At 73.2% G+C, this 22,579-nt stretch carries 25 protein-coding genes; 8 read left to right on the forward strand and 17 right to left on the reverse strand.

Going from position 1 to position 22,579, the window contains the following annotated elements; genetic code table 11:
* Window positions 1-68 precede the first annotated feature (68 nt).
* Window positions 69-605 (reverse strand): YceI family protein, encoded by a 537-nt coding sequence (locus ACZ6RT_RS23040; protein WP_470155967.1) that lies wholly within the window; start codon window positions 603-605, stop codon window positions 69-71.
* A gap of 108 nt (window positions 606-713) precedes the next feature.
* Complete coding sequence (locus ACZ6RT_RS23045) at window positions 714-1,166, reverse strand: nuclear transport factor 2 family protein (RefSeq protein ID WP_470155969.1); 453 nt, start codon at window positions 1,164-1,166, stop codon at window positions 714-716.
* Between the two features lie 133 nt (window positions 1,167-1,299).
* Here ACZ6RT_RS23045 and ACZ6RT_RS23050 point away from each other — a divergent pair, with 133 nt between their 5' ends.
* Window positions 1,300-2,190, forward strand: coding sequence for a LysR family transcriptional regulator (locus tag ACZ6RT_RS23050; protein ID WP_399191688.1), 891 nt, complete (start codon window positions 1,300-1,302; stop codon window positions 2,188-2,190).
* 153 nt (window positions 2,191-2,343) lie between these two features.
* On the opposite strand, the gene ACZ6RT_RS23055 is transcribed toward ACZ6RT_RS23050, so the two are convergent.
* Window positions 2,344-2,745, reverse strand: a complete 402-nt coding sequence (locus ACZ6RT_RS23055) for a RidA family protein (RefSeq protein ID WP_399191686.1) — start codon at window positions 2,743-2,745, stop codon at window positions 2,344-2,346.
* A gap of 131 nt (window positions 2,746-2,876) precedes the next feature.
* Here ACZ6RT_RS23055 and ACZ6RT_RS23060 point away from each other — a divergent pair, with 131 nt between their 5' ends.
* Entirely contained in the window at window positions 2,877-3,872 is a 996-nt protein-coding gene (locus ACZ6RT_RS23060) for a helix-turn-helix transcriptional regulator (protein WP_399191684.1), read from the forward strand.
* Between the two features lie 252 nt (window positions 3,873-4,124).
* Window positions 4,125-4,442 carry a hypothetical protein gene (locus ACZ6RT_RS23065; protein ID WP_470155972.1) on the forward strand — a complete coding sequence of 106 codons (318 nt, stop codon included), beginning with the start codon at window positions 4,125-4,127 and terminating at the stop codon, window positions 4,440-4,442.
* 118 nt (window positions 4,443-4,560) lie between these two features.
* Here ACZ6RT_RS23065 and ACZ6RT_RS23070 read toward each other — a convergent pair whose 3' ends face one another.
* Window positions 4,561-5,508: a TerC family protein gene (locus tag ACZ6RT_RS23070; RefSeq protein WP_470155974.1), complete on the reverse strand. Its 948-nt coding sequence runs from the start codon at window positions 5,506-5,508 to the stop codon at window positions 4,561-4,563.
* 296 nt (window positions 5,509-5,804) lie between these two features.
* Between ACZ6RT_RS23070 and ACZ6RT_RS23075 the strand changes: the two genes are divergently transcribed.
* Window positions 5,805-6,128, forward strand: coding sequence for a helix-turn-helix transcriptional regulator (locus ACZ6RT_RS23075; protein WP_399191678.1), 324 nt, complete (start codon window positions 5,805-5,807; stop codon window positions 6,126-6,128).
* Window positions 6,129-6,300: 172 nt separating this feature from the next.
* On the forward strand, window positions 6,301-6,930 hold the full coding sequence (locus ACZ6RT_RS23080) for a TetR/AcrR family transcriptional regulator (protein WP_399191676.1): 630 nt from the start codon (window positions 6,301-6,303) through the stop codon (window positions 6,928-6,930).
* A gap of 135 nt (window positions 6,931-7,065) precedes the next feature.
* On the opposite strand, the gene ACZ6RT_RS23085 is transcribed toward ACZ6RT_RS23080, so the two are convergent.
* The 6 genes from ACZ6RT_RS23085 to paaA all read right to left on the reverse strand — a co-directional run bounded on the left by ACZ6RT_RS23085 (window position 7,066) and on the right by paaA (window position 11,874).
* The gene (locus tag ACZ6RT_RS23085) at window positions 7,066-7,914 is read right to left on the reverse strand and encodes a 3-hydroxyacyl-CoA dehydrogenase family protein (protein ID WP_470156042.1); all 849 of its coding nucleotides are present in this window, start codon (window positions 7,912-7,914) and stop codon (window positions 7,066-7,068) included.
* Between the two features lie 50 nt (window positions 7,915-7,964).
* Window positions 7,965-9,062 (reverse strand): 1,2-phenylacetyl-CoA epoxidase subunit PaaE, encoded by a 1,098-nt coding sequence (gene paaE / locus ACZ6RT_RS23090; RefSeq protein WP_470156044.1) that lies wholly within the window; start codon window positions 9,060-9,062, stop codon window positions 7,965-7,967.
* Window positions 9,059-9,532, reverse strand: a complete 474-nt coding sequence (gene paaD / locus ACZ6RT_RS23095; RefSeq protein ID WP_470156046.1) for a 1,2-phenylacetyl-CoA epoxidase subunit PaaD — start codon at window positions 9,530-9,532, stop codon at window positions 9,059-9,061. Before paaD ends, paaE begins: the two co-directional genes overlap by 4 nt.
* A 149-nt stretch (window positions 9,533-9,681) precedes the next feature.
* Window positions 9,682-10,599, reverse strand: a complete 918-nt coding sequence (gene paaC, locus ACZ6RT_RS23100; RefSeq protein ID WP_470155976.1) for a 1,2-phenylacetyl-CoA epoxidase subunit PaaC — start codon at window positions 10,597-10,599, stop codon at window positions 9,682-9,684.
* Window positions 10,600-10,621: 22 nt separating this feature from the next.
* A complete protein-coding gene (gene paaB / locus ACZ6RT_RS23105) occupies window positions 10,622-10,915 on the reverse strand; it encodes a 1,2-phenylacetyl-CoA epoxidase subunit PaaB (RefSeq protein WP_399191670.1) in 294 nt (97 codons plus the stop codon).
* Window positions 10,912-11,874 (reverse strand): 1,2-phenylacetyl-CoA epoxidase subunit PaaA, encoded by a 963-nt coding sequence (gene paaA, locus ACZ6RT_RS23110; RefSeq protein ID WP_470155978.1) that lies wholly within the window; start codon window positions 11,872-11,874, stop codon window positions 10,912-10,914. The genes paaB and paaA overlap by 4 nt, the downstream gene beginning before the upstream one ends.
* A gap of 106 nt (window positions 11,875-11,980) precedes the next feature.
* On the opposite strand from paaA, the gene paaZ reads away from it, so the two are divergent.
* Window positions 11,981-14,041, forward strand: coding sequence for a phenylacetic acid degradation bifunctional protein PaaZ (gene paaZ, locus ACZ6RT_RS23115; protein WP_470155979.1), 2,061 nt, complete (start codon window positions 11,981-11,983; stop codon window positions 14,039-14,041).
* A gap of 33 nt (window positions 14,042-14,074) precedes the next feature.
* On the opposite strand, the gene ACZ6RT_RS23120 is transcribed toward paaZ, so the two are convergent.
* From ACZ6RT_RS23120 to ACZ6RT_RS23150, 7 genes are all read right to left on the reverse strand, one after another.
* Window positions 14,075-14,836, reverse strand: coding sequence for an ABC transporter permease (locus tag ACZ6RT_RS23120; protein WP_470155980.1), 762 nt, complete (start codon window positions 14,834-14,836; stop codon window positions 14,075-14,077).
* Window positions 14,833-15,702, reverse strand: a complete 870-nt coding sequence (locus ACZ6RT_RS23125; RefSeq protein ID WP_470155982.1) for an ABC transporter ATP-binding protein — start codon at window positions 15,700-15,702, stop codon at window positions 14,833-14,835. The genes ACZ6RT_RS23120 and ACZ6RT_RS23125 overlap by 4 nt, the downstream gene beginning before the upstream one ends.
* Window positions 15,699-16,133: a DUF1048 domain-containing protein gene (locus tag ACZ6RT_RS23130; protein ID WP_470155984.1), complete on the reverse strand. Its 435-nt coding sequence runs from the start codon at window positions 16,131-16,133 to the stop codon at window positions 15,699-15,701. Before ACZ6RT_RS23130 ends, ACZ6RT_RS23125 begins: the two co-directional genes overlap by 4 nt.
* Window positions 16,134-16,557: 424 nt before the next feature.
* Window positions 16,558-17,799 (reverse strand): ABC transporter permease, encoded by a 1,242-nt coding sequence (locus ACZ6RT_RS23135; protein ID WP_470155987.1) that lies wholly within the window; start codon window positions 17,797-17,799, stop codon window positions 16,558-16,560.
* Complete coding sequence (locus tag ACZ6RT_RS23140; protein ID WP_470155989.1) at window positions 17,796-18,482, reverse strand: ABC transporter ATP-binding protein; 687 nt, start codon at window positions 18,480-18,482, stop codon at window positions 17,796-17,798. The genes ACZ6RT_RS23135 and ACZ6RT_RS23140 overlap by 4 nt, the downstream gene beginning before the upstream one ends.
* Complete coding sequence (locus ACZ6RT_RS23145) at window positions 18,479-19,600, reverse strand: peptidoglycan-binding protein (RefSeq protein WP_470155991.1); 1,122 nt, start codon at window positions 19,598-19,600, stop codon at window positions 18,479-18,481. The genes ACZ6RT_RS23140 and ACZ6RT_RS23145 overlap by 4 nt, the downstream gene beginning before the upstream one ends.
* Window positions 19,597-20,088, reverse strand: a complete 492-nt coding sequence (locus ACZ6RT_RS23150) for a hypothetical protein (RefSeq protein ID WP_470155993.1) — start codon at window positions 20,086-20,088, stop codon at window positions 19,597-19,599. Before ACZ6RT_RS23150 ends, ACZ6RT_RS23145 begins: the two co-directional genes overlap by 4 nt.
* Before the next feature lie 140 nt (window positions 20,089-20,228).
* On the opposite strand from ACZ6RT_RS23150, the gene ACZ6RT_RS23155 reads away from it, so the two are divergent.
* Both ACZ6RT_RS23155 and ACZ6RT_RS23160 read left to right on the forward strand, forming a co-directional pair.
* The gene (locus tag ACZ6RT_RS23155) at window positions 20,229-21,614 is read left to right on the forward strand and encodes a sensor histidine kinase (RefSeq protein WP_470155995.1); all 1,386 of its coding nucleotides are present in this window, start codon (window positions 20,229-20,231) and stop codon (window positions 21,612-21,614) included.
* A gap of 155 nt (window positions 21,615-21,769) precedes the next feature.
* On the forward strand, window positions 21,770-22,471 hold the full coding sequence (locus ACZ6RT_RS23160; RefSeq protein WP_470156048.1) for a response regulator: 702 nt from the start codon (window positions 21,770-21,772) through the stop codon (window positions 22,469-22,471).
* Window positions 22,472-22,579 lie beyond the last annotated feature (108 nt).

Consider the following 22,579-nt stretch of genomic DNA (forward strand, 5'->3'; position numbering starts at 1 on the left):
CTTCCGGGTTTCCGGGTTGCCGGGCTTTCGGGCGCGAGGCCGCGGATCAGGCGGGGACGCGGGCCGGGTCAGGTCCTGCGGATCACGGTGACGTCGAGCTCCAGCGCCACCTTCCTGGCGACCAGGCCCGCGGCGCCGCCCCAGTGCACGCCCCAGTCCCTGCGGTCGATCGTCGCGCCGCCCCGGAAACGGATCCGGGCACCATCCCGCGGGTCGTGCTCGACGTCGGCGCGCTCGACGTCCACGGTCACGGGCCTGGTCACGCCGCGGATGGTCAGGTCACCGGTGAGCCGGAAGCCGGTCTCGCCGGCCTGCCGTACTCCGGTCGAGGTGAAGGTGATGGCCGGGTGGTCGTCCAGGGCCAGGAACCTGCCGCGCAGCGCCTTGTCGCGTTGCGGGTTGAGGGTCTGGACGCTGCCGGTCTGGATCGTCACCGTGACGCTCGATCTGGACGGATGGTCGCCGTCCACGTGCGCGCCGCCCTCGAACCTCTCGAATCGCCCGCGTACCACGGGACCGATCGTGTGCCGGGCGGTGAAGCCGATCCGGGTACGGGCGGGGTCGAAGGCGTAGTCGCCGGTCAGCTCGCCGAGCGTGGTCGTCATGCTGGTCGCTCCTGGAGGAAAGAGGCGGGGGAGGGGCGGAGGGGAACGGCCGTTCCTCCGGTTCCGGGCCGGTCGGTCGTCCGGTTCCGGGCCGGTCGTGAGGCGCGCTCACGCCTCGGGCGCGGCAGGGGGCGGTGAGCCCGCCAGCGGGCTGGAGTCGAGATAGCGGACCTCGTAGACGCGCTCGCTGAACCTCCAGCCCTCGGGGGTCCGCCGGTAGCGGTCGTGGTAGAGGGCGTGGTTGCGATGCGAGCCGCCGTCGCGCATCCGCCCGAACTCCTGGACGTACGCGCGGCCGGTCGCGGTGTCGCCGTCCAGCCGGACGACGCCCGGGTGGAGGTTCTGCACGAAGAACTCCCACAGCCCCTGCCCCCACTCGATCCCCGCCCGGATCTGCTCCCGGCCGGTGAACTCCCTGCCGATGTGCGGCCACCGCACCACGGCGTCGGGGGTGAACAGCGACCCGGCGCGGTCGTAGTCACGCATCATCACCGCGTCGGTGAGTTCGGCGCGCAGCGATTCGATCTCGAAACGATCGGCGACGGCCCGCATGCCGTCCATCGGTCCCCCCGGCCCCGTCGGTGTGCCGGTCAGGCGGGGGCCGCCTGCCGGTGATGACGTGTCCAGCATCGCCGCAGGTCAGTGGCGGAACAATGTAAGCTTCGTGCAGCGATCCATAACACAGGGGTTATCCGTGGAGCTGCGCGACATCGAGATCTTCCTGACGCTGGCCGAGGAGCTGCATTTCGGCCGCACCGCCGAACGGCTCGGCGTGTCCCAGGCCCGGGTCAGCCAGGCCGTCGGCAGGCAGGAACGACGCCTCGGCGTGACCCTGTTCGACCGCACCAGCAGGCGGGTGACCCTGACTCCCGTCGGCCGGCGGCTGCGCGAGGACCTCCAGCAGGCCCTCGACCTCCTGCGGGCCGGGCTCGCCCGCGCCGAGGCGGCCGGCCTGGGCGCCGGTCAGACCCTGCGGCTGGGGGTGTTCGGCCATGCCGGGCACGAACTGCGCCCCCTCGTCGACGCGTTCCGCGCCCGCCATCCCGGGATCGACGTCCGGTTCGGCGAGATCAACGGCAGCGACCCGTTCACCGCCCTGCGTACCGGGGACCACGACGCGCACGTCCTGTGGCTGCCCGTCGCCGAACCGGACCTCACGGTCGGTCCCACCGTGTTCACCGCGGGCCGCGTGCTGGCCGTGCCGGCGGACCATCCGCTCGCCGGTCGCGGCACCGCGTCCCTGGAGGACCTCGCCGACAACCGTGTCGTCGACCTCGGCCCCGACGCCCCCGCGTACTGGGTCGAGTCCATGGTCCCCACCCGCACACCGCTGGGCCGTCGCGTTCCCCGCGGGCCCGCCGCGCGGACCTTCCACGAGATCCTCTCCCTGGTCGCCGCCGGGGACTGCGTCCACCCCCTGGGGGAGGTCGCCGCCCGCTACAACAATCCTCCCGGCGTCGTCTTCCTGCCCCTGCGCGACGCCCCCGTCCTGCGGTGGGCGCTGACCTGGCGGTCCACCGCCGACGGCCCGGCCCTCCGCGCGCTGGCCCGGACCGCCGCCGACCTCGGCCCCATCGCCCTGTGACGACGGACGGCACGGCCCGTTATGAATCTACATCGTAAAGGCGATCGATCGATTCCAGAATCGTTCACAGCAGGCCGAAGACTGGTCACCCACGGACGAAGACCGCTCCGGGGAACCGCCTCCGGCAGGGCTGCCGGAGGCGGTGAGATCAGGTCACGCGACGGCGGTCCCCTCGAGTTCGACCATCAGGTCGGGGACGGCCAGCCGTGTCACCCCGAGCATCGTGGTGGGCGGTGCCACCCCGGCGGCGCCCAGTCGCGACGCCAGCGCACCGTAGTGCTCGAAGAGCCGGTCGACGTCGGTGGTGTAGACGTTGAGCCGGACGAGGTCGGCGAGGGACATGCCGGCCTCGCCGAGCACGGCCTCCAGGTTGTCGAGGCTCAGTTCGAGCTGCGCGGCCATGTCGCCGGCGTGCCGGGGCCTGCCTTCGCCGCCCATCGCGGTCTGCCCGGCGCAGTACAGGGTCCGGGTGTGCCCGGAGACGACCTCACCCTGGTTGTAGCCCAGCTCCACCGACCAGTTCCACGGGTTGATCGCCGTTCGCTCGGTTGTCATGTCAGCTCCATGTGATTCGTCGACGTCATGTATGTCCGCCGGCTCGGTGGCCGCCGTGTTTTTCGTGGCGTCGGTAAGCCTCTCGGTGAATCACGACATCCTGTGTCGTGTATCGGGGGCATACTTTTCGTGTGCGCGCCGACCGGTTGGTCTCGCTGGTACTGCTGCTGCGGCAGCACGGCCGGCTGTCCGCGACCGCGCTGGCCCGCGAGCTGGAGGTGTCCACCCGCACCGTGCTGCGTGACATCGAGGCGCTGTCCGCGGCCGGTGTCCCGGTCTACGCCGAGCGCGGCCGGCACGGTGGGTTCGCGTTGCTGCCGGGTTTCCGGACCGAGCTGACCGGGCTGAACCGTGACGAGGCCCTTGCCCTGCTGGTCGCCGGATCGCGGCGTGGCGCACAGGCGTTCGGCCTCGGCTCGGCGCTGGCCTCGGCGATGCTGAAGGTGGTCGACGCGCTGCCCGAGAGCTATCGGGACACCGCGGCCGGTGCGGCGGAGCGACTGCTCATCGACCCGGAGACCGACCTTCTCTCGCGCCGGCTGGTGGCCGAGGAGGTGCCCGACGCCGTCGTGGCCGAGGTGCTGCGCGCGGTGTTCGCCGGTCGCAGGCTGCGCATCCACTACGAGGCCGTGGGCCAGAGCCCGAGGTGGCGCACGGTGGACCCGATCGGCCTGGTCACCGTACGGGATCAGGGTTACCTGCTGGCCACGAGGTCCGGTGCGGACCGCACCTACCGGCTGTCCCGCATCCTGGCCGCCGAGGAACTCGCCGAGCCCGCGCAGCGACCGGACCGGGTCGATCTGGACCGCGCCTGGCAGGAACGCAGCAGGCGGTTCCGGACCGGTGGCGACGATCAGGTCACCGTGCTGGTCCGGATGGACCCGGCGCGGCGGGAGGATCTGGTGGGCACCGCGCTGGCCGTTCTGGCCGAGGAGACCGAGTCGGACGGCCGGCTGCGGCTGGAGGTGACCTTCCAGGATGCGAGGCACGCCGAGTGGGCGCTGTGGCGGCTCACCACGAGCGCGGAGGCCCTGGCCCCGCAGTGGTTGCGTGACTCCCTGCGCGACCGTGCGGCCGCGATCGCCGCCTGCTACGAGGCTCCCCCCGGGAACGGGACCCGGCGTTGAGCGCTTCCGTGCGGCTTTCGGACCATGGGCCGGGTTCCGCCGCCCGGATCACGCCGGGGACCGGTGGTGGGACCGGTGGCCGGACCGGCGTGGCCGGCGCCCCGTATGCGGTCTTGATCGGTTCCGCCGGGGCGACTAGCCTGAGCGCCGGACCGGCGGAAGGCGGGGCGAGATGATCGCGTCACGCGGGAGGAAGACCGGTCACGACGAGCCGCCCGACCACGCCGCGATGGAGTTCGGAACCGAGTGACGATGAGCGCGGAAGAGGATTTCGAGCAGGTCGGCGCCGAGCTGGCCGACCTGGGTGTACGGATCTCCGGGATGATGGGGAGCCCCGCCCTCAAGGATCGGGAGGGGAAGGTGTTCGCGAGCCTGCAGCGTGACGGCGCGATGGTGTTCCGGCTGGTCAGGGACACCCCCGAACACGCGGCCGCGCTCCGGCTGGCCGGGGCGTCCCTGTTCGACCCCTCGGGGAAGGGCAGGGAGATGAAGGACTGGGTGGTCGTGCCCCATTCCGCGGCGGGGACGTGGACGGATCTCGCCGAGGCCGCTCTCAGCCGGCCCCGCTAGTCCGGGAAGGTCGCCGCGACGGGCACGGGCGCTGCGGGGGAGGGCGCCGACGTGGAGGCGGGTGGCCCCGGCCCCATGGGCGCAGGTGTCGTCATGGGGGAGGGGGCCCTGTCCTCTCTCACGCCGGGGCGTCGGCGTCGTGGGTGGTGCGGGTGGTTCGGGTGGTGTGCAGGCTCCATGCGATCGACACGGTGATGGTCACCACGATCACGCCCAGCGTCACCGGGATGGGCAGTTTCCCGACGGGGGTCTCGGACAGGATGAGCTTGACGCCGGCGAAGGCCAGCAGCACGGCGAGGCCGTAGTGCAGGTGCACGAAGCGGCGCAGCAGTTCGGCCAGGCAGAAGTACAGGCTGCGCAGGCCCAGGATGGCGAACGCGTTGGCGGTCCAGACGATGAACGTGCTGGTGGTGATGGCCAGGATCGCGGCGACGGAGTCGACGGCGAAGATCAGATCGGTGGCCTCGACGGCGATCAGGACGACGAACAGCAGGGTGGCGACGCGCCTACCGTCGACACGGGCGAAGAAGGCGTCACCGTGGTAGTTCGCGTCGGTGGGGATGACGCGGCGGACCAGGCGTACCACGGGGTTGCGGTCGGGCGGGGTCTGCTCGCCGTGGCGGAAGGCCATGGTGTAGCCGGTGTAGATCAGGAACGCGCCGAGGAGGTACGCGGTCCAGAAGAAGGTCTCCAGCAGTTCCGCGCCGAGGAAGATGAACGCCAGCCGGAACGCCAGCGCTCCGATCACGCCCCAGAACAGCACCTTGTGCTGCACCGCCGCCGGTACGGCGAAGTGGGAGAAGATCAGCGCGAAGACGAAGACGTTGTCGATCGACAGCGCCTTCTCGATCAGGTATCCGGCGAAGTAGGTGCCGGCCACGTCGCCGCCCTGCCAGGCCCACAGGATCACGCCGAACAGCAGTCCCGCGGCGATCCAGACACCGGACCAGACGGCGCCCTCGCGGAAGCCGATGACGTGGTTGTCGCGGTGCAGGAACAGGTCGATCGCCAGCATCGCGGCGATCGCCAGCATCAGCGCCGCCCAGACCCACCAGGAAACGGACAACGGGAGCCCTTTCGACCGGCCGGGCCTCGCGCGGAGGCCGGCGCTGCTGGTCGAAGGTCTCCCCGGGCCACCGCGGTGGGTGGCTGCGTCGCCGGGATCCGGATCTGCCGGGTCCGTAATGACGGCGGCGCGTCGAACGTCGGGTACTCCCCCTCGAACTACGATTGAGTATTCACGAAGCACTTTTCGTGTGTCAAGAGTGGGGGCAGGGGAATCACGATGCTGCTTTCGTGTGTTCGTGTGCGTACATTGGGGGGTGACCTGCCCCCCGGCCCGACCGTACGGATGGTGATCAGATGTCTTCGACGGCTCAGGCCGGAGCGGCTCGCGGTACCAAGGAGTGGACGTTCCTGACCAATCACGCCCACGTGCTGCTGGCCATCGCCCGGGAGCCGACCGCCCGGCTGCGTGACGTCGCCGACGCCGTCGGCATCACCGAACGCGCCGCGCAGGCCATCGTCGCCGACCTCGAGGCCGCCGGTTACCTGCGCCGCGAACGCGTCGGGCGGCGCAACGAGTACACCGTCAACCCGGCCGGGCACTTCCGTCATCCCGCCGAGGCCGACCGGCGCATCGGTGACCTGCTCGCCCTGTTCACCGACTCCCGGGTCACCGGGTGACGGCCGGACCGGCCGGGAGGGAACGTCCGCGTCACAGCGGCCGGCGGGGGAGGGGCTCCTCGAATTCACGGACCGGACGGATTCCGCCGGCCGGTCCGCGCCGGGGGTCTCTCCCGGACCGGGCGGACGGCCCCTGGACGGCCGCCGGAGCCGCCCGTGAGATGCTGCATCGGTGACGACGACCGGCCCCGCCGCCTCCACCCCGGCCCGCCGGCGTGGCCGTCCCGGCCACGACCAGGCGGCGATCCTGCGCACCGCGGTGGAGCTGTTCAACCGCAAGGGGTACGACGCCACGAGCATGGGGGACCTGGCCAAGGAGCTCGGCCTGACGAAACCGGCCATCTACCACCACGTCACGAGCAAGGAGCAGCTGCTCGGCGAGGCCCTGGACGACGCGCTCGACGAGCTGACGGCCGTCGTGGACGAGGCCACGCGGGATCGGGCCGGGACGACCGCCTACGCACGGTTACGCGAGGTGACGCGGCGCAGCGTCGAGGTGCTCGTGGCGCACCAGCCGTCCGTCACGCTCCTGCTGCGGGTACGGGGCAACAGCGAGGTCGAGCTGGCCGCGCTGGAACGGCGTCGCTGGCTGGACGACCGTCTCGCCGAGCTCGTCGCGGCGGCCGTCGCGGAGGGTGCCCTGCGTGGTGACGTCCCCCCGGCGCTGGTGAGCCGGCTGCTGTTCGGCATGGTGAACTCGCTGGTCGAGTGGTACCGCGCGGACGGGATGTTCGATCCGGTGACGATCGCCGAGGTGATCAGCCTCATCGCCTTCGACGGCCTGGCCCGGCACGAGGCCTGAGACCCCGCGCGACCGGCCGCGCCGACCGGACCGGCCGGTTCCGTGCGCTCTCCTGCGCCGCGTGGATCGGCTACGCCGTGCGGTCTCCCGTGCCGCGCGGATCGGTTGCGCCGTGCGGTCTCCCGTGCCACGGTCTCACCAGGTGAAGAAGCCCCGGCCGGTCTTGCGCCCGAGGTGCCCGGCGGCGACGAGGTCGCGCAGGATCCGGGGCGGCTCGAAACGGGGCCCGAGCTCGCGTGCCAGGTGCTCGGCGATCGCGAGCCGCACGTCGAGCCCCACCACGTCGGTGGTCCGGAGCGGCCCCATCGGATGGCGGTAGCCGAGGACCATCACCGCGTCGATGTCGGCCGCGCTCGCCACCCCCTCCTCCAGCATCCGCATCGCCTCCAGGGCCAGGCAGACCCCGAGACGGCTGCTCGCGAAGCCCGGGGAGTCCGACACGGTGACCGCCGTCTTGCCGAGCGCGGCCACCCAGCCCCGGGCCCGCGCGACCAGCTCGGGCGCGGTACGGGATCCGACGACGATCTCGACGAGGTCGCTCACCGGGACGGGGTTGAAGAAGTGCAGCCCGATGAAGCGATCGGGCGCGGCCAGGCCGGCGGCGAGCCCGTCGATCGACAGGCTGCTGGTGTTCGAGGCGAGCACGGCCTCGGGGGCGTGCTGGCCGGCCGTGGCGAGGACCGCGGCCTTGAGCGCCATGTCCTCGGGGACCGCCTCGACGACGAGCTCGCAACCGGCCAGTTCGGCCGGGTCGGCGGTCGTCCGCAGCCGCGCCATGGCGTCGGCGGGCGAGGTGGCGAGGGTGTTCTTCGCGTGGGACCTGGCCAGGCCGTCGCCCACCCGGGTCCTGGCCGCGTCCGCCGCCTCCTGGTCGTTCTCGACGATGACGACCCGGCTGCCGGAGGCCAGGAAGGCGTGCGCGATCCCGGACCCCATCCGTCCGCCGCCGAGGATCCCGACCGTCTCCGGCCGGTCGTCGTTCATCACGAAGCGCTCCTGTCGTCGGGAGTGGGGAGGACGTCGAAGGGGGCGACTCAGGCGTCGTAGTCGACGGTGACGCTGTCGCCGGTCGGGAACGTCTGGCAGGTGAGGACGAACCCGGCGTCGACCTCGGACCGGTCGAGGGCGTAGTTGCGGCGCATGTCGACCGTGCCCTCGCGGACGACGGCGCGGCAGGTCCCGCAGACGCCGCCCTTGCAGGCGAACGGCAGGTCGGAGCGTGCCGCCTGGGCGCCGTCGAGGATCGTCGTCTCCCGGGAGACGGTCGAGGTGGTGCGCCGGCCGTCGAGCACCGTCGTCAGCTCGCTCGTCGCGCCGGGCGGGATCTCGTTCCCGGCCCGGCGGGGGGACGGCGGCGGGGCGTCGGCGTAGAACAGCTCGACGTGGACGCGATCGGCCGGGACGCCGAGCTCGGTGAGCACCGGCCGCGCCTCCTCGATCATCGCCAGCGGCCCGCACAGCCAGACGTGGTCGAACACCTCGACGGGGACGAGGGTGGTCAGGAGGCGGCGCAGCCGGTCGCCGTCGAGCCGGCCGGAGAACAGCTCGACGTCGCGCGGTTCGCGCGAGAGCGTGTGCACGATCTGGAGCCGGGGACCGTAGCGGTTCTTCAGGTCGCCCAGTTCCTCGGCGAACATGATGGTGGCGCTGGTGCGGTTGCCGTACACGATCGAGACCTGGGCCCGGGGGTGGCTGAGCACCGTCGCGGCGACCGACAGCATCGGGGTGATGCCGGAGCCCGCGGCGACGCAAAGGTGCCGCTCGCCCGCCCGCGGGTCGGCCCGCCACGAGCCGGTGGGCGGCTGGACCTCGATCCGGGTGCCCGGCGTCACCTCGTGCACGAGCCAGGAGGAGAACAGCCCGCCGGGGATCTCGCGGACGCCGATGCGCGGCGCGGCGCCGGCCGGGGCGCAGATCGAGTAGGAGCGGCGGTGCTCGTGCCCGTCGATGAGGCGCCGCAGGGTGAGCGACTGCCCGGCGTGGAAGGCGTAGGTCTCGCGCAGCTCGTCGGGGACGGCGAAGGTGATCGCGGTGGCGTCCTCGCACAACCGGTCCACCGCCGTGACGGTCAGCGGGTGGAAGGCGGCGGCCCTGGAGCGGGCGGGGCCGGTCGCGAGCGTGGTCATCGTCAGATCTCCTTGACGTGCTCGAACGGTTCGGCGCAGTCGGTGCAGCGGTAGAGGGCCTTGCAGGCGGTGGCGCCGAACTCGGAGGTCAGCCGGGTGGCCGCAGAGCCGCAGCGCGGGCAGGGCGGCGCGGTGCGGGCCGGGCCGAGCGTGAGCGGGACCGGTCCGGCGCGCCGGGGTGCGGGGCCGGGCGCCGACAGCCCGGCGGCCCGCAGCGCGGCGCGGCCGCGTTCGGAGATCCAGTCGCTGGACCAGGGCGGGTCGAGCACGACCCGTACCTCGACGCGGTCGAATCCCGCGTCGCCGAGCCGGTGGACGAGGTCGTCGCGCATGGTCCCCATGGCCGGGCAGCCGGTGTAGGTCGGCGTGATCGAGACGATGACGGCCTGCGCGCCGCTCGCGTCCCGTTCCACCTCGACGCCGCGCAGCACGCCGAGGTCGACGAGGGTGAGCATCGGCATCTCGGGGTCGCGCACCTGACCGGCGACCTCGGCGGCACGCCGCCGGGCGTCGTCCGCGTGCGGGTCGCGCGTGCGCCCGGGGGGTTCGGCGGCACGCCGCCGGGCCTGCACCGCGTCCGGGTCGCGTGTCCGGCCGGGGGTCTCGGCGGCGCGCCGTCCGGCGTTCACCAGCGCCCGTCCGGGTGTGCGCGGGCGACCACCTGCATCTCGGCGAGCAGCAGGCTCAGGGCCTCGGTGTGCAGGCCGTCGCGGCCCGTCCGCCCTCCGACGCCGGCCAGCGGCGCCCGTTCGGGACGGCCGACGTCACTGAGGGTGAACACCTGGCCGAGGACGGCGTCCACCTGCTCCCGCAGGGACGCGGGGTCCACGCCGACGCCGGCCAGCGCCAGGGAGCGTTCGAGCGGATGCGCGGCGACCAGCTCGGGCTGCAGCGGCCACAGGGCGTCGAGGGCGGAAAGAAGCCTGCGGCGCGACTCCTCCGTGCCCTGCGCCAGGGTGAGGAACCAGCGCCCGGCCCAGTCGCGGTGGTAGGTGACCTCCTTGACCCCCTTGGCCGCCACCGCGGCCAGCACGGTGTCGCGGCTGGCGCGCAGCCGTTCCAGCAGCGCCAGCCGGGCCGTCGAGAACAGCAGCAGGCGGACGACGACGTGCGCGAAGTCACCGTTGGCCACCTCGGCCAGGCGTACGTTGCGGAAGGCACGGTCGTCGCGGAAGAAGGCGAGCGCGTCCTCCGGGGGCACCGGCGAGCCGTCGGGCAGCACGGGCACGACGCGCGGGTCCGCGGCGGCCGCGCGCGCCAGGAGCAGCCGCGCCTGCCCGAGGAGGTCGAGCGCCATGTTCGCCAGCGCGATGTCCTCCTCGAGGTCGGGGGCGCGGCTGCACCACTCCGACAGGCGCTGCGACATGATCAGGGCGTCGTCGCCGAGCATGAGGCAGTACGCGGCCAGCTCGGCGGGGTCCACGCCCTCGGGCGGGGTGGTGTCGACGCCGGCCAGCGGGTCCTCGAAGTCGGTGCCGAAGGCCCACTGGGAGGAGTCGCCGCCGAGCAGGCCGTCGAAGACGCTGCCGTGTTCGTCGTTCATGACCGTTCCGATCGTGTGGTGCTCACATGTGCGGGACGTCGCCGGGGATGTCGTAGAACGTGGGGTGCCGGTAGACCTTGTCGCCGCTGGGCGCGAACAGCGGGTCCTTCTCGTCGGGGCTGGAGGCGGTGATGGTGTCGGAGCGTACGACCCAGATGCTGACGCCCTCGTTGCGGCGCGTGTAGACGTCACGCGCGTGCCGCAGGGCCATCGCGTCGTCCGGGGCGTGCAGCGACCCGACGTGCACGTGGTTGAGGCCGCGCTTGCCGCGGACGAACACCTCGTACAGCGGCCACTCCCGCCGGCCGGCGCTCACCGGGCACCGGCCCGGTCGGTCCGGTCGGCGAAGGCCGACGCCGCCTCGCGCACCCAGGCGCCCTCCTCGTGGGCCGCGCGCCGGTGGGCCATGCGCTGGGCGTTGCACGGGCCGTTCCCGCGGATGACGGCGTCCAGTTCCGCCCAGTCCGGCTCGCCGAAGTCGTGGTGGCCGCGCTCCTCGTTCCAGCGCAGCTCGGGGTCGGGCAGCGTCACGCCGAGCGCCTCGGCCTGCGGCACCGTCATGTCGACGAACCGCTGGCGCAGCTCGTCGTTGGAGTGGCGCTTGACGCCCCAGGCCATCGACCGCGCGCTGTTGGGGGAGCGGTCGTCCGGCGGGCCGAACATCATGAGCGACGGCCACCAGAACCGGTCGACCGACTCCTGGACCATGGCGCGCTGGGCGTCGGTGCCGCGCATCATCGTCATGAGCAGCTCGTATCCCTGCCGCTGGTGGAACGACTCCTCCTTGCAGATGCGGATCATCGCGCGGCCGTACGGGCCGTAGGAGGTGCGGCACAGCGGCACCTGGTTGCAGATGGCGGCGCCGTCGACGAGCCAGCCGATCGTGCCGACGTCGGCGTAGGACAGCGCCGGGTAGTTGAAGATCGAGGAGTACTTCTGCCGGCCGGAGAGCAGCAGCTCGTTCAGCTCGGCGCGGCTGACGCCGAGGGTCTCGCACGCCGAGTACAGGTACAGGCCGTGCCCGGCCTCGTCCTGCACCTTGGCCAGCAGGATGGCCTTACGGCGCAAGGAAGGCGCGCGGCCGATCCAGGCGCCCTCGGGCTGCATGCCGATGATCTCCGAGTGGGCGTGCTGGGCGATCTGGCGGACGAGCGTCCTGCGGTAGTCCTCCGGCATCCAGTCGCGGGGCTCGATGCGGTCGTTGCGGGCGATCGTCGCGTCGAAGGCGGCCTGCAGCCGCTCCTGCAGGTCCGGCTCCGCCGGGGTGGTCGTCATCGTTCCTCCGCGGCCTCGAGTTCATTTACTTATCACTCGGTCAGTAATACCGTTGCACGGGGAGGGGCGTCCGCGCAACAGGTCGCGCCCGCGGAGAGGAGACGGTGTGAGCACGCTGCTGGAGAGCTACGTGGCCGGACGGTGGTTCCGGGCGGCCGACGAGGGGGAGCCCCTGCTCGACGCCTCGACCGGTGAGGAGGTCGCGCGCTTCTCCGGCCGTGGCCTGGACGTCGGCGCGATGGTCCGCCACGCCCGGCGGACCGGAGGCCCCGCCCTGCGGTCCCTGACCTTCCACGAGCGGGCCGCTCTGCTCAAAGCGCTGGCAAAGTACCTGTCCGAACGTAAAGAAGAGCTTTACGCGCTGTCGGTGCGCACCGGCGCCACCTCGCGGGACACGGCGGTCGACGTCGACGGCGGCATCGGCACCCTGTTCAGCTACGCGAGCAGGGGCGCGCGCGAGCTGCCCAACGACACCGTCGTCCTCGACGGCGGCCCGGAACGCCTGGGCAGGGGCGGCACCTTCGTCGGCCGGCACCTCTACACCTCCCGGCCGGGCGTCGCGGTGCAGATCAACGCCTTCAACTTCCCCGTCTGGGGCATGCTGGAGAAACTGGCCCCGGCCTTCCTCGCCGGGCTGCCCTCGATCGTCAAGCCCGCAGGCCAGGCCGCCTACCTCGCCGAACGCGCCGTCCGGCAGATCATCGAGTCGCAGATCCTGCCCGAGGGCACGCTGCAGCTCCTCGCCGGCGGCCCGGGCGGGCTGCTCGACGAGCTGACCGTCCAGGACAGCGTCGCCTTCACCGGCTCCGCGCACACCGCGGGCATCCTGCGCAGGCACCCGAACGTCCTGGACGGCGGCGTCGTCCTGGGCGTCGAGGCCGACTCGCTCAACTGCTCGATCCTCGGGCCCGACGTGGGCCCGGACGATCCGGAGTTCGACCTGTTCGTCAAGGGCGTCGTCACCGAGATGACCGTCAAGGCCGGGCAGAAGTGCACCGCCATCCGCCGCGTGCTGGTGCCCGAGCCGATGGCCGGCGCCGTGGTCGAGGCGCTCGCCGCTCGCCTGGCGAAGGTCACCGTCGGCGACCCGCGCAACCCGCAGGTGCGGATGGGCGCGCTGGTGAGCCTCGGCCAGCGCGACGAGGTGCGCAAGGCGGTCGAGGCGCTGCGGGCGAGCGCCGAGGTGGTCTTCGGCGCCCCCGGCGGCACGGCCCCGATCGACGGCGACGCCGAGCGCGGCGCCTTCATGAGCCCGCTCCTGCTGCGTGCGCGGCCCGGTGCCGGCGAGCCGCACGAGGTGGAACCGTTCGGCCCGGTGAGCACCGTGCTCACCTACGACGGCGTCGAGGAGGCGGTCGATCTCGCCGCCCGCGGCAGGGGCAGCCTCGTCGCCTCCGTCGTCACCCACGACCCGCAGGTGGCGCGGGCGATCGTGCTCGGGCTGGCGCCGTGGCACGGCCGGGTCCTCGTCCTGGACAGGGACGACGCCGGGGAGTCCACCGGGCACGGCTCGCCGCTGCCCGTCCTGGTGCACGGCGGTCCCGGCCGGGCCGGTGGCGGGGAGGAGCTCGGCGGGATCCGCGGGGTGCTGCGCCACATGCAGCGCACCGCCGTCCAGGCCTCCCCGGACCTGCTCACCGCGGTCACCGGGCAGTGGACGACGGGGGCGAAGCGCCTGACCTCCGACGTCCACCCGTTCCGCAGGTCGCTGGCCGAGCTGCGGATCGGTGACACGATCGCCTCCGGGACGCGGACGGTGACGCTGGAGGACATCGGCCACTTCGCCGAGTTCACCGGGGACGTCTTCTACGCGCACACCGACGCCGAGGCCGCCGCGCGCAACCCGCTGTTCGGCGGCATCGTCGCTCACGGGTACCTGGTCGTGTCCCTGGCGGCCGGGCTCTTCGTCGACCCCGCGCCCGGCCCGGTCCTGGCCAACTTCGGTGTCGACGCGCTGCGCTTCCTCACCCCGGTCAAGGCCGGTGACACCATCGGCGTGACCCTGACCGTCAAGCAGATCACTCCCCGTGGCGGCGCCGACTACGGCGAGGTCCGCTGGGACGCCGTGGTGACCAACCAGGAGGACCGGACCGTCGCCACCTACGACGTGCTCACCCTGGTGGCCAAGACCTGGCCGTCGGCGTCGGCGTCGGTGCCGGAGGCCTGAGACGAGCCGCGCCACCGCCCGGGACCCGCGGCCCTACGCGGTCCTGCGGCGGTAGGCGTTCATCGCGAGGAGGTACGCGACGACGAGGATGCCGGCGCACCAGGCCAGGGCGGTCCAGATGTCGGTGCCGACCGGCTGCTCGGTGTACAGGGCGCGGATGGCGTTGACGATGGAGGTCACCGGCTGGTGCTCGGCGAAGGCGCGCACCGGGCCGGGCATGGTGGCGGTGGGCACGAAGGCCGAGCTGACGAACGGCAGGAAGATGAGCGGGTAGGAGAACGCGCTCGCGCCTTCCATGGTCTTGGCCGACAGGCCGGCGATGACGGCCAGCCAGGTCAGTGCCAGGGTGAACAGGACCAGGATGCCGGTGACCGCGAGCCAGGCCGCCACCCCGGCCCCCGAGCGGAAGCCCATGAGCAGGGCGGCGAGCACGACGACCGCGAGCGAGATCAGGTTGGCGGCCAGTGAGGTCAGCACGTGCGCCCACAGCACCGACGACCGCGCGATCGGCATGGACTGGAAGCGCTCGAAGATGCCGCTCTGCATGTCCGTGAAGAGCCGGAACGCGGTGTAGGCGATGCCTGAGGCGACCGTGATGAGCAGGATGCCGGGAAGCAGGTAGTTCACATAGGAGGCCGTTCCCGTCTCGATCGCGCCGCCGAACACGTAGACGAACAGCAGCAGCATCATGATCGGTGTGATCGCGGTCGTGACGATGGTGTCCACGCTGCGCGTGACGTGGCGCAGGGACCGTCCCAGCAGGACGGCGGTGTCGCCGAGGAGATGCGTGCTCACGGGTGTTCCTTACTCGTGCGTGCCGGCGCGGTGGTCGTCGCCGGGGTCGTCGCCGGGGTGGTGTTCGTGCCGCTGCCGCTGCCGCTGCCGCCGTCGCCGTCGCCGTCGCCGTCGCCGACGAGCGAGAGGAAGACCTCCTCCAGGGTCGGCTGCTTCTCGACGTACTCGACCGTGGCGGGCGGCAGCAGCCGCTTGAGTTCGGCCAGGGTGCCGTTCACGATGATCCGGCCCTGGTGCAGGATCGCGATCCGGTCGGCGAGGTGTTCGGCCTCGTCCAGGTACTGGGTGGTGAGCAGCACCGTCGTGCCCTGCTCGGCGAGTTCCCTGACGGCCTGCCACACCTCGATGCGCGCCTGGGGGTCGAGCCCGGTCGTCGGCTCGTCGAGGAAGATGACCGGCGGATCGCCGATGAGGCTCATCGCGATGTCGAGGCGGCGGCGCATGCCCCCCGAGTACGTCGCGACCCTGCGCCCGCCGGCCTCGGTCAGCGAGAAACGCCTCAGCAGGTCGTCGGCGATCGTGCCCGGATTCCTCAGGTGCCGCAGCCGGGCGACCAGCACGAGGTTCTCCCGGCCGGTGAGGATCTCGTCGACGGCGGCGAACTGGCCGGTGAGGCTGATGGACTCCCGTACCTTCGCGGCCTGCGTGGCGACGTCGAAGCCGTTGACGCCCGCCGTGCCCGCGTCGGCCCTGAGCAGGGTGGCCAGGATCTTCACGACCGTGGTCTTGCCCGCCCCGTTGGAGCCCAGCAGGGCGAAGATGCCGCCCCGCGTCACGGTGAAGTCCACGCCGCGCAGCACCCGCAGGTCCCCGTACGACTTCTCCAGGCCCCGTACATGGATCGCCTGGGTGTGCTGTGCCGTCATCGGGCGGTCCTTCCTTCTTCTCCGGTGTCCCCGGCGGTTTTTCCGGTGTCCTCGGTGGCGCGTTCGACGGCGGCGGTCAGCCGTTCCCGCTCCCGGCTGATCCACCGCCCCGTCGGGTAGTTCTGGACGAACGCCTCGACGAACCCCACGGGGTCGTCCCCGACGACGTCGCGGATCGGGGTTCCGCTCGCCGCGCTCTGCTCGAACAGGTCGGCGAGGTCCTCGTACATCGACGCCGCCTCGGAGCCGTCCCCGGGCCCGAACTGCATCAGGTAGCGCTCGATCGCCTCGACCGTCGTGCGGTAGTTCTCGGGAAGCTCCTTGACGCGCGCCCTGTACCGCCACCAGCGCTTCTTGTCCTCCAGCGGCCCGGTGACCACCTCCAGGTACTGCCGGTAGCGGCTCTTCGGCTCGTCCGACTCTGTGTTCATGTCTGCCTGCCTTCTTCGCGGAGCTGTCCGAGCCGTCCGGTGAGGGGGCTCCAGGTCCTCCGGAACCCTTCGAGGTGCTCTCGTCCCCGGGTGCCGAGGGGGCACGCCTTGCGCGGCGGCCCCGTACGGGAGGGGATCTTCTCCACCTACTCGGTGTCGCTGACTACCGGTACAAAGTAACACCGACTACCGGTATGCAGCAACACTGAATAGCTGGGGCCGCGGCGCGCGGACACCGTGATCGACGGGCACCTCATGGCGACCACCATCGCCGACCGCCCTGACACCGGGCCGTCGCGGCGCTGACACGACCGCTGACGCGACCGCTGACGCGACACCGTGGCGGGCCCGATCCGGTCCTCTCGGCGGACGGCCCCGTTCACGGTGCCGTCCTCCCGTGGCCGGGATCCACCGGCCGTCGCCGTCAGGCCGTGCGCAGCGCGTCGGTGGGGGACAGGCGGGCCGCCCGCATCGCCGGGTACAGTCCCGCCACGGCGCCCACGACGACCGCGGTGACCAGCGCCGCGCCCACCGCCGCCGGGGGGACCAGCGGCTGCCACCCGCGCTGGAGCGCCAGCGCGTACGTCACCGCGGCCCCGATCACCACCCCGCACACGCCACCGGCCACCGCGAGCATCAGCGACTCCACCAGGAACTGCACCGCGACATGGCCGCGCGCGGCGCCCAGTGCCCGGCGCAGCCCGATCTCCGTACGCCGCTCCAGCACGGCGATCACCATGACGTTCGCGATGCCGATCCCGCCCACCAGCAGCGCGACCGCTCCCAGTCCGACGAACAGCGAGGTCCCCGCGTCCGCGACCTCCAGGCGGGCCGACAGCGCGTCGGACGGCCGGCTGACGTCCACCTCGTTCGGACTCTCCGGGTTCGTCGCCCGCCCCAGCAGCCCGGAGACCTCCGTCGTCCGTGTCACGTCGGCCCGCACGTACACCCGGCTGGGCCGTCCCCCGTACCGGAGACCCTGCGCTGCGATCTCCGGGCCGATCAGTGCCGACAGGTCGATCTCCGGCGCCAGCTCGAGCGGCTCCAGGATGCCGATCACCGTGAACCAGCGGTCCTGGACCCACACCCGCGGGGTGCCGGCGAGATCCCGGATCCCCAGCGTCTGCGCGGTGGCGTGGCCCAGCACCGTGGTGGGGTAGGCGCTCGTGGCCCGGCTGAGGTACGTGCCGTGCGCCACCTTCGCGTTCAGGGTGGGCAGCAGCGAGGGATCGGCGACCCGGACCGAGAGCCCGCCGGTCAGCGTGGCCGGGATCCGGTCCGACCGGAACACCTGGACCCCGGGCAGTTCGGCGGTCGGCGCGGCGGACCGCACACCGTCGGTCCTCCTGATCGTCGCCGCGGCCGTCACCGGCAGCGGCACCTCGCGGCCGCTCGCGGACCGTCCGTCGGTCACCGTCAGCAGGTTCGTTCCCAGCCGGTCGATGCGCGCGAGCAGGTCGGCCTGGCTCGACCGGGTGATGCCCAGGACCGACACCACCGCCGCGATGCCGATGGCCACGCCCAGCGTGGACAGAACGGCACGCATGCGCCGCGTGCGCAGTCCCACGGCGGCCACCGGCAGCAGGTCCGCGGCGCGCAGCCGGGACGGCGGCGCGGCGCCCGCGGGCGTCCGGGAGGGCCCGGAGGGCTCGTCCGGCCCGGTCACGGACGGCTCGCGGAGTCGCGCACGATCCGGCCGTCGCGCATGTCGATACGCCGGCGCATGGCGTCCGCGACGCCGTGGTCGTGGGTGATGGTCACGATCGTGGTCCCGTCGTCGTTCAGCTCGCGCAGCAGGGCGAGGATCTGCGCGCCGGTGGCGGAGTCCAGGTTGCCGGTGGGCTCGTCGGCCAGCAGCAGGCAGGGACGTCCCACCAGGGCCCGGGCGATGGCCACCCGCTGCCGCTCGCCGCCGGAGAGCCGCCGGGCGAGGTGGTGTGCCCGGTGCGCCATGCCGACACGGGCCAGCGAGACGGCGGCCGCGGCCCGGCGCCGGGTGGCCGGTACGCCCCGGTACAGAAGGCCGGTGGCGACGTTGTCCAGCGCGGTGAGCCGGTCGAGCAGGTGGAACTGCTGGAACACGACACCGAGCCGGTGCGCCCGCAGCCCGGACAGCCGCCGATCGGTCATCGGCTCGATCGCCTGGCCGGTGATGCGGATCGACCCGCTGGTCGGGCGGTCCAGCCCGGAGGCCAGGTTCAGCAGAGTCGTCTTGCCGGAACCGGACGGGCCCATGACGGCCACCAGCTCGCCGCCGTGGACGGTGAGGTCGACGCCGCGCAGCGACTCCACCGGCGGCGTGCCGGGATACACCTTGCGGACGGCGCGCAGGTCGAGGACGGCGGTCATGGCGACGGCACCTCGACCCGGTCGCCGGGCCGCAGGGCGCCGGTCACCTCCACCGTGCCGGCGGAGTCGTCGAACAGTCCCGGCTCCACCCCGGTGAGCCGGCCGTCCGCCAGGCGCACCTGGTATCCGCCGCCGGGGCGGGCGAGCAGCGCGGTGACCGGCACCATCAGCACGTCCTCGCGGGTCGCGGTGGTGATGCCCAGCCGTACCGGAGCCTGGTCGAGCGCCGCGCCGTCCCGCGGCGGCCTGACGCCGATGACGACGGTCACCGTCGCCGCTGCCTCACCGCCCTGCGCGGGGTCGTTCCGCGGTGCGGCCGTGGCGACCCGTCCGATCCGCAGCACGGTTCCCCGCAGCGGTTCCGCACCGGTCATGGAGACGTGGACCCTGTCGCGGGCCCGCACCAGCCGCCGGCGGTCGGCGCCGATCCGCGCGGTGATCACCAGTCGCGTCGACGTCGCCCCCAGCACGGGCGTGTCCGGCCTGACGGTGCTCGCCGGCGTGGCGCGCACCTGCCGTACGCGCAGCCTGCCCGGCAGGAACACCACCTCGCCCATGGCCAGCCGGCCGTCGCGGCGCCAGGAGGGCAGCCCCCAGGACGCCTGCCAGCGCCGCACCGCCGCGCTCGTCGCCCAGGTGAAGCGCGCGTCGACGACGATGTCCCGGCCGGGATCCATGCCCAGCGCGACGAGGTTGCGTTCGAGCTGCCGGACGTCGGCACCGTCGGTGGTCGCCGGTCCGAGATCCCGGTAGGCCGGTGTCGTGCCGTACAGCAGGCGCACCGGTCGCGCGTCCACCGAGTACAGGCGTCCGCCGCGTGCGACGACGTCGCCCGGGGCGGGCAGCGTGGTCAGCACGCCGGGGGCGCCCTGGTGGACGACGGTGTACGAGCCGTCGAAGGTCAGGGTGCCGCCGATCCGGATCCGCTCGGTGACGGTGCCGCGGGTGACGGCCGCCGTCGCGGTCCGCACCTGAGGGGACGTGTCGCCGGGAGCCGGGCGGTGGGCGGTGGCGCGCCAGAGGGTGACGGTCGCGGCGCCGGCGACGACCACCACCATCACCGTGATCGCCGCCCGCCTGGACGGGCCGGAACGGCGGGGGAGATCCGTCTGTGTCACGAGACGCTCCAGCTTCGGTCCCAGTGCTTCCGGCACGCCGCCAGGGCCCGCTGAAGCTCCGGGGTCTTGCCGTCCAGCGGGGTGCCGAGAACCGGGAAACTGCCGTCGGGCCTGGGGTCCGGCCAGTCCGGCACGCCGTTCTCGCGCAGGCACCGCGCGAACGTGCGCAGCCGGGGCACGTCGCGCGCGCCGGATCCCTCCCCGCCCGGCCGCCGGGGGATGCGGTCGACGATGCTCCGGCATGCCGCCATGGCGTCGTCCACCGCGTCGGCCGGCTGGTCCTGGGGCATCACCAGGTCGCCGTCGCGGACGGTCGGGTCGGGGAACTCCGGCACCCCGTTGTCCCGTACGCACTTCGAGAGTTCCCTGCCGAGCGCCTGCAGGTCCGTGTCGCTCGTCCGCCCGCCGGGTTCCCCGCCGCCCGGGCCGCACGCGGCCGGGCCGATCAGGAGCGTGACGGTGGCCACGATCCGAAGGAGTCTTGTCATGGGTCCAGGGTCGCGGCCGGGCGGAGGGACGTCGTCGGAGCATGATCCGGTCTCGGCGTCGCGGCCGTACGACCGCAGGGGGAGGCGGTGTACGAGCCGGGTCCGATGCCGGGCGAGGGGCGGCTGCCTACGATGGGCGTATGCCCGGCTCCGCCCGTGTCCTCGGCCACGTCCCACCCGGCCGGTGGGCGGTGGCGCGCGACGCCGGCCTCGTGCTGCCGCTCGTCCTGCTCTCGGCCGCGTCGGCCGCGTGGCCCGGCACCGGTGAGACCGTCACGCCGTCGGTGTGGTGGTGGTGGGCTGCCACGCTGCTGCTGGTCGCCGCGGTGCCGGCCCGGCGCCTCTGCCCGCTCGTCGCGGTGGTGCTGGCCGCCGTCGGCGGCGTGGCGCACCAGCTGGATCCGTACGTGCCGTTGCAGCCGATCGACCTCGTCGTGCCCTGGGCCCTGTACGGGCTCGTCGCGAGCCCGCGCGGCCGTCGCGGCGGGCGGGCGGCCTTCGGCGTCCTGCTCGTCGTCACGTACGCGGCGAGCCTGTGGGCGGTGTGGCGGCCACCGGTGCGTGGCGGGTGGCTGGCCTTCCCCGGGATGGCCACCAAGGCCGACCTCGTACGGGGCGCCGCGGCCGGGCCAGGTCTCCCCGACGTGCTGGGCGTGGCCGCCGCCAACGCGATCGGGACGGCGATGGTGCTCGCGCTCGCGTACGCGTGGGGGATCGGGGTGCGCGACCGGCAGGAGCGGCTGGAGGTGCTGGGCAGGCACGCCGAGGACCTGCGGCGGGAGCAGCGGCAGCGCGTCGCGCTGGCGACCGCGGCCGAACGTGCCAGGATCGCGCGCGAGATGCACGACGTCCTCGCGCACAGCCTCGCGGTGATCGTGGCGCAGGCCCAGGCCGCGGTGGCCGTGCAGCAGCGCCACCCCGAGCTGAGTGCCGGGGCGATGCGGGAGGTGGTGACCGTCGGCCGCGCGTCGCTGGCCGAGCTGCGCCAGCTGCTCGGCGTGCTGCGCGGCGACGCCGGGGAGGAGCGTGACCACGCCCCCCGGCCCGGGATCGGCGAGCTGCCGGCCCTGGTCGACCGCGTGCGGACGGCCGGGATCCCGGTGCGGTTCGACATGGCGGGCACCCCTCGGGTGCTGCCGGCGCTGCTGGACATGTCGGTCTACCGCATCGTGCAGGAGGTATTGACCAACACCGTGAAACACGCCGGTCCGGGCGCCGGGGCCGTGGTCCGCGTCCGGTTCGGCGACGACGGCGTGGAGGTGGAGGTCACCGACGACGGAGCCGGTCCGGCCGACGGGACGGACGACGGCGAGGGCAACGGGCTGCGCGGCATCGCCGAGCGGGTCCACCTCCTCGGCGGGCACCTGGAGACCGGGCCGGCCGGCGCGCGCGGGTTCCGCGTCCGGGCGCGGCTGCCCGTCGGCGGCCACCCGACCGGCCCGGTGCAGACAGCGAAGACGCCGCTGGAGACAGGGGAGACGGCGGAGACGGTGGAGACAGCGGAGCCGGCGGGAGATCGGGCGTGACCGGCTCCGAGGGGACGGCCCCGGGCGTTCGCGGGCGGACGGGCGCCTTCACGGCGACGGGTGGTCCCGGGGCGTCCGGAGGTTCCGCCGGTTCCGCCGCGGGGAGTGGCCCTGGGACGGACGCGGCCGGTGGGACGTCCCCCCGCGTCGTGCGGGTGGTGCTCGTGGACGACCAGGCGCTGCTGCGCACCGCGTTCCGGCTGATCCTCGACCAGGCGGACGACATCGTCGTGGTCGGCGAGGCGGCGGACGGCGACAGCGGTGTCGCCGTGGTGGAACGCACCGGCCCCGACGTCGTGCTGATGGACGTCCGCATGCCCGGCACGGACGGCATCGAGGCCACCCGGCGCATCCGGGCGCTCGACGGCGGCCGTTCCACCGCGGTCCGGCCGAGGATTCTCATCCTCACCACGTTCGACCTCGACGAGTACGTCTACGAGGCCCTGCGCGCCGGTGCCAGCGGTTTCCTGCTCAAGGACGCCCTCGCCGAGGACCTGTTGTCCGCCGTCCGGGCCGTCGCCTCCGGCGAGGCGGTCACCGCTCCCAGCGTGACGCGCCGGCTCATCGCCCACTATCTCGACCGCGCCGAGCCGGAGCCGCGGCCCGCGGCCTCTCCCGTGCCCGACCGGCTCGCCGTGCTCACCCGGCGCGAGCGGGAGGTGCTGACCCTCATCGCGCGGGGCCGCACCAACGGTGAGATCGCGGCGGAGCTGCATCTGTCGGCCGGCACCGTACGGACCCACATCGGCCGCATCTTCGCCAAGCTGCAGCTGCGCGACCGGGTTCAGGCGGTCATCCTCGGCTACGAGTGCGGGCTGGTGCCCCCGGCCGACACCAGGGGAGAGCGGCACCGGTGATCCGGCCGGTACGGCCGTGACACGACCATGACACGGCGCTGACGAGGCGGGGACACGGCCGCCCCACAGTGGACGGAGTCGACCGGCGCCCCTTCCCGGAGGGGGCCG

It is taken from the genome of Streptosporangium sp. NPDC050148, from assembly GCF_055586505.1.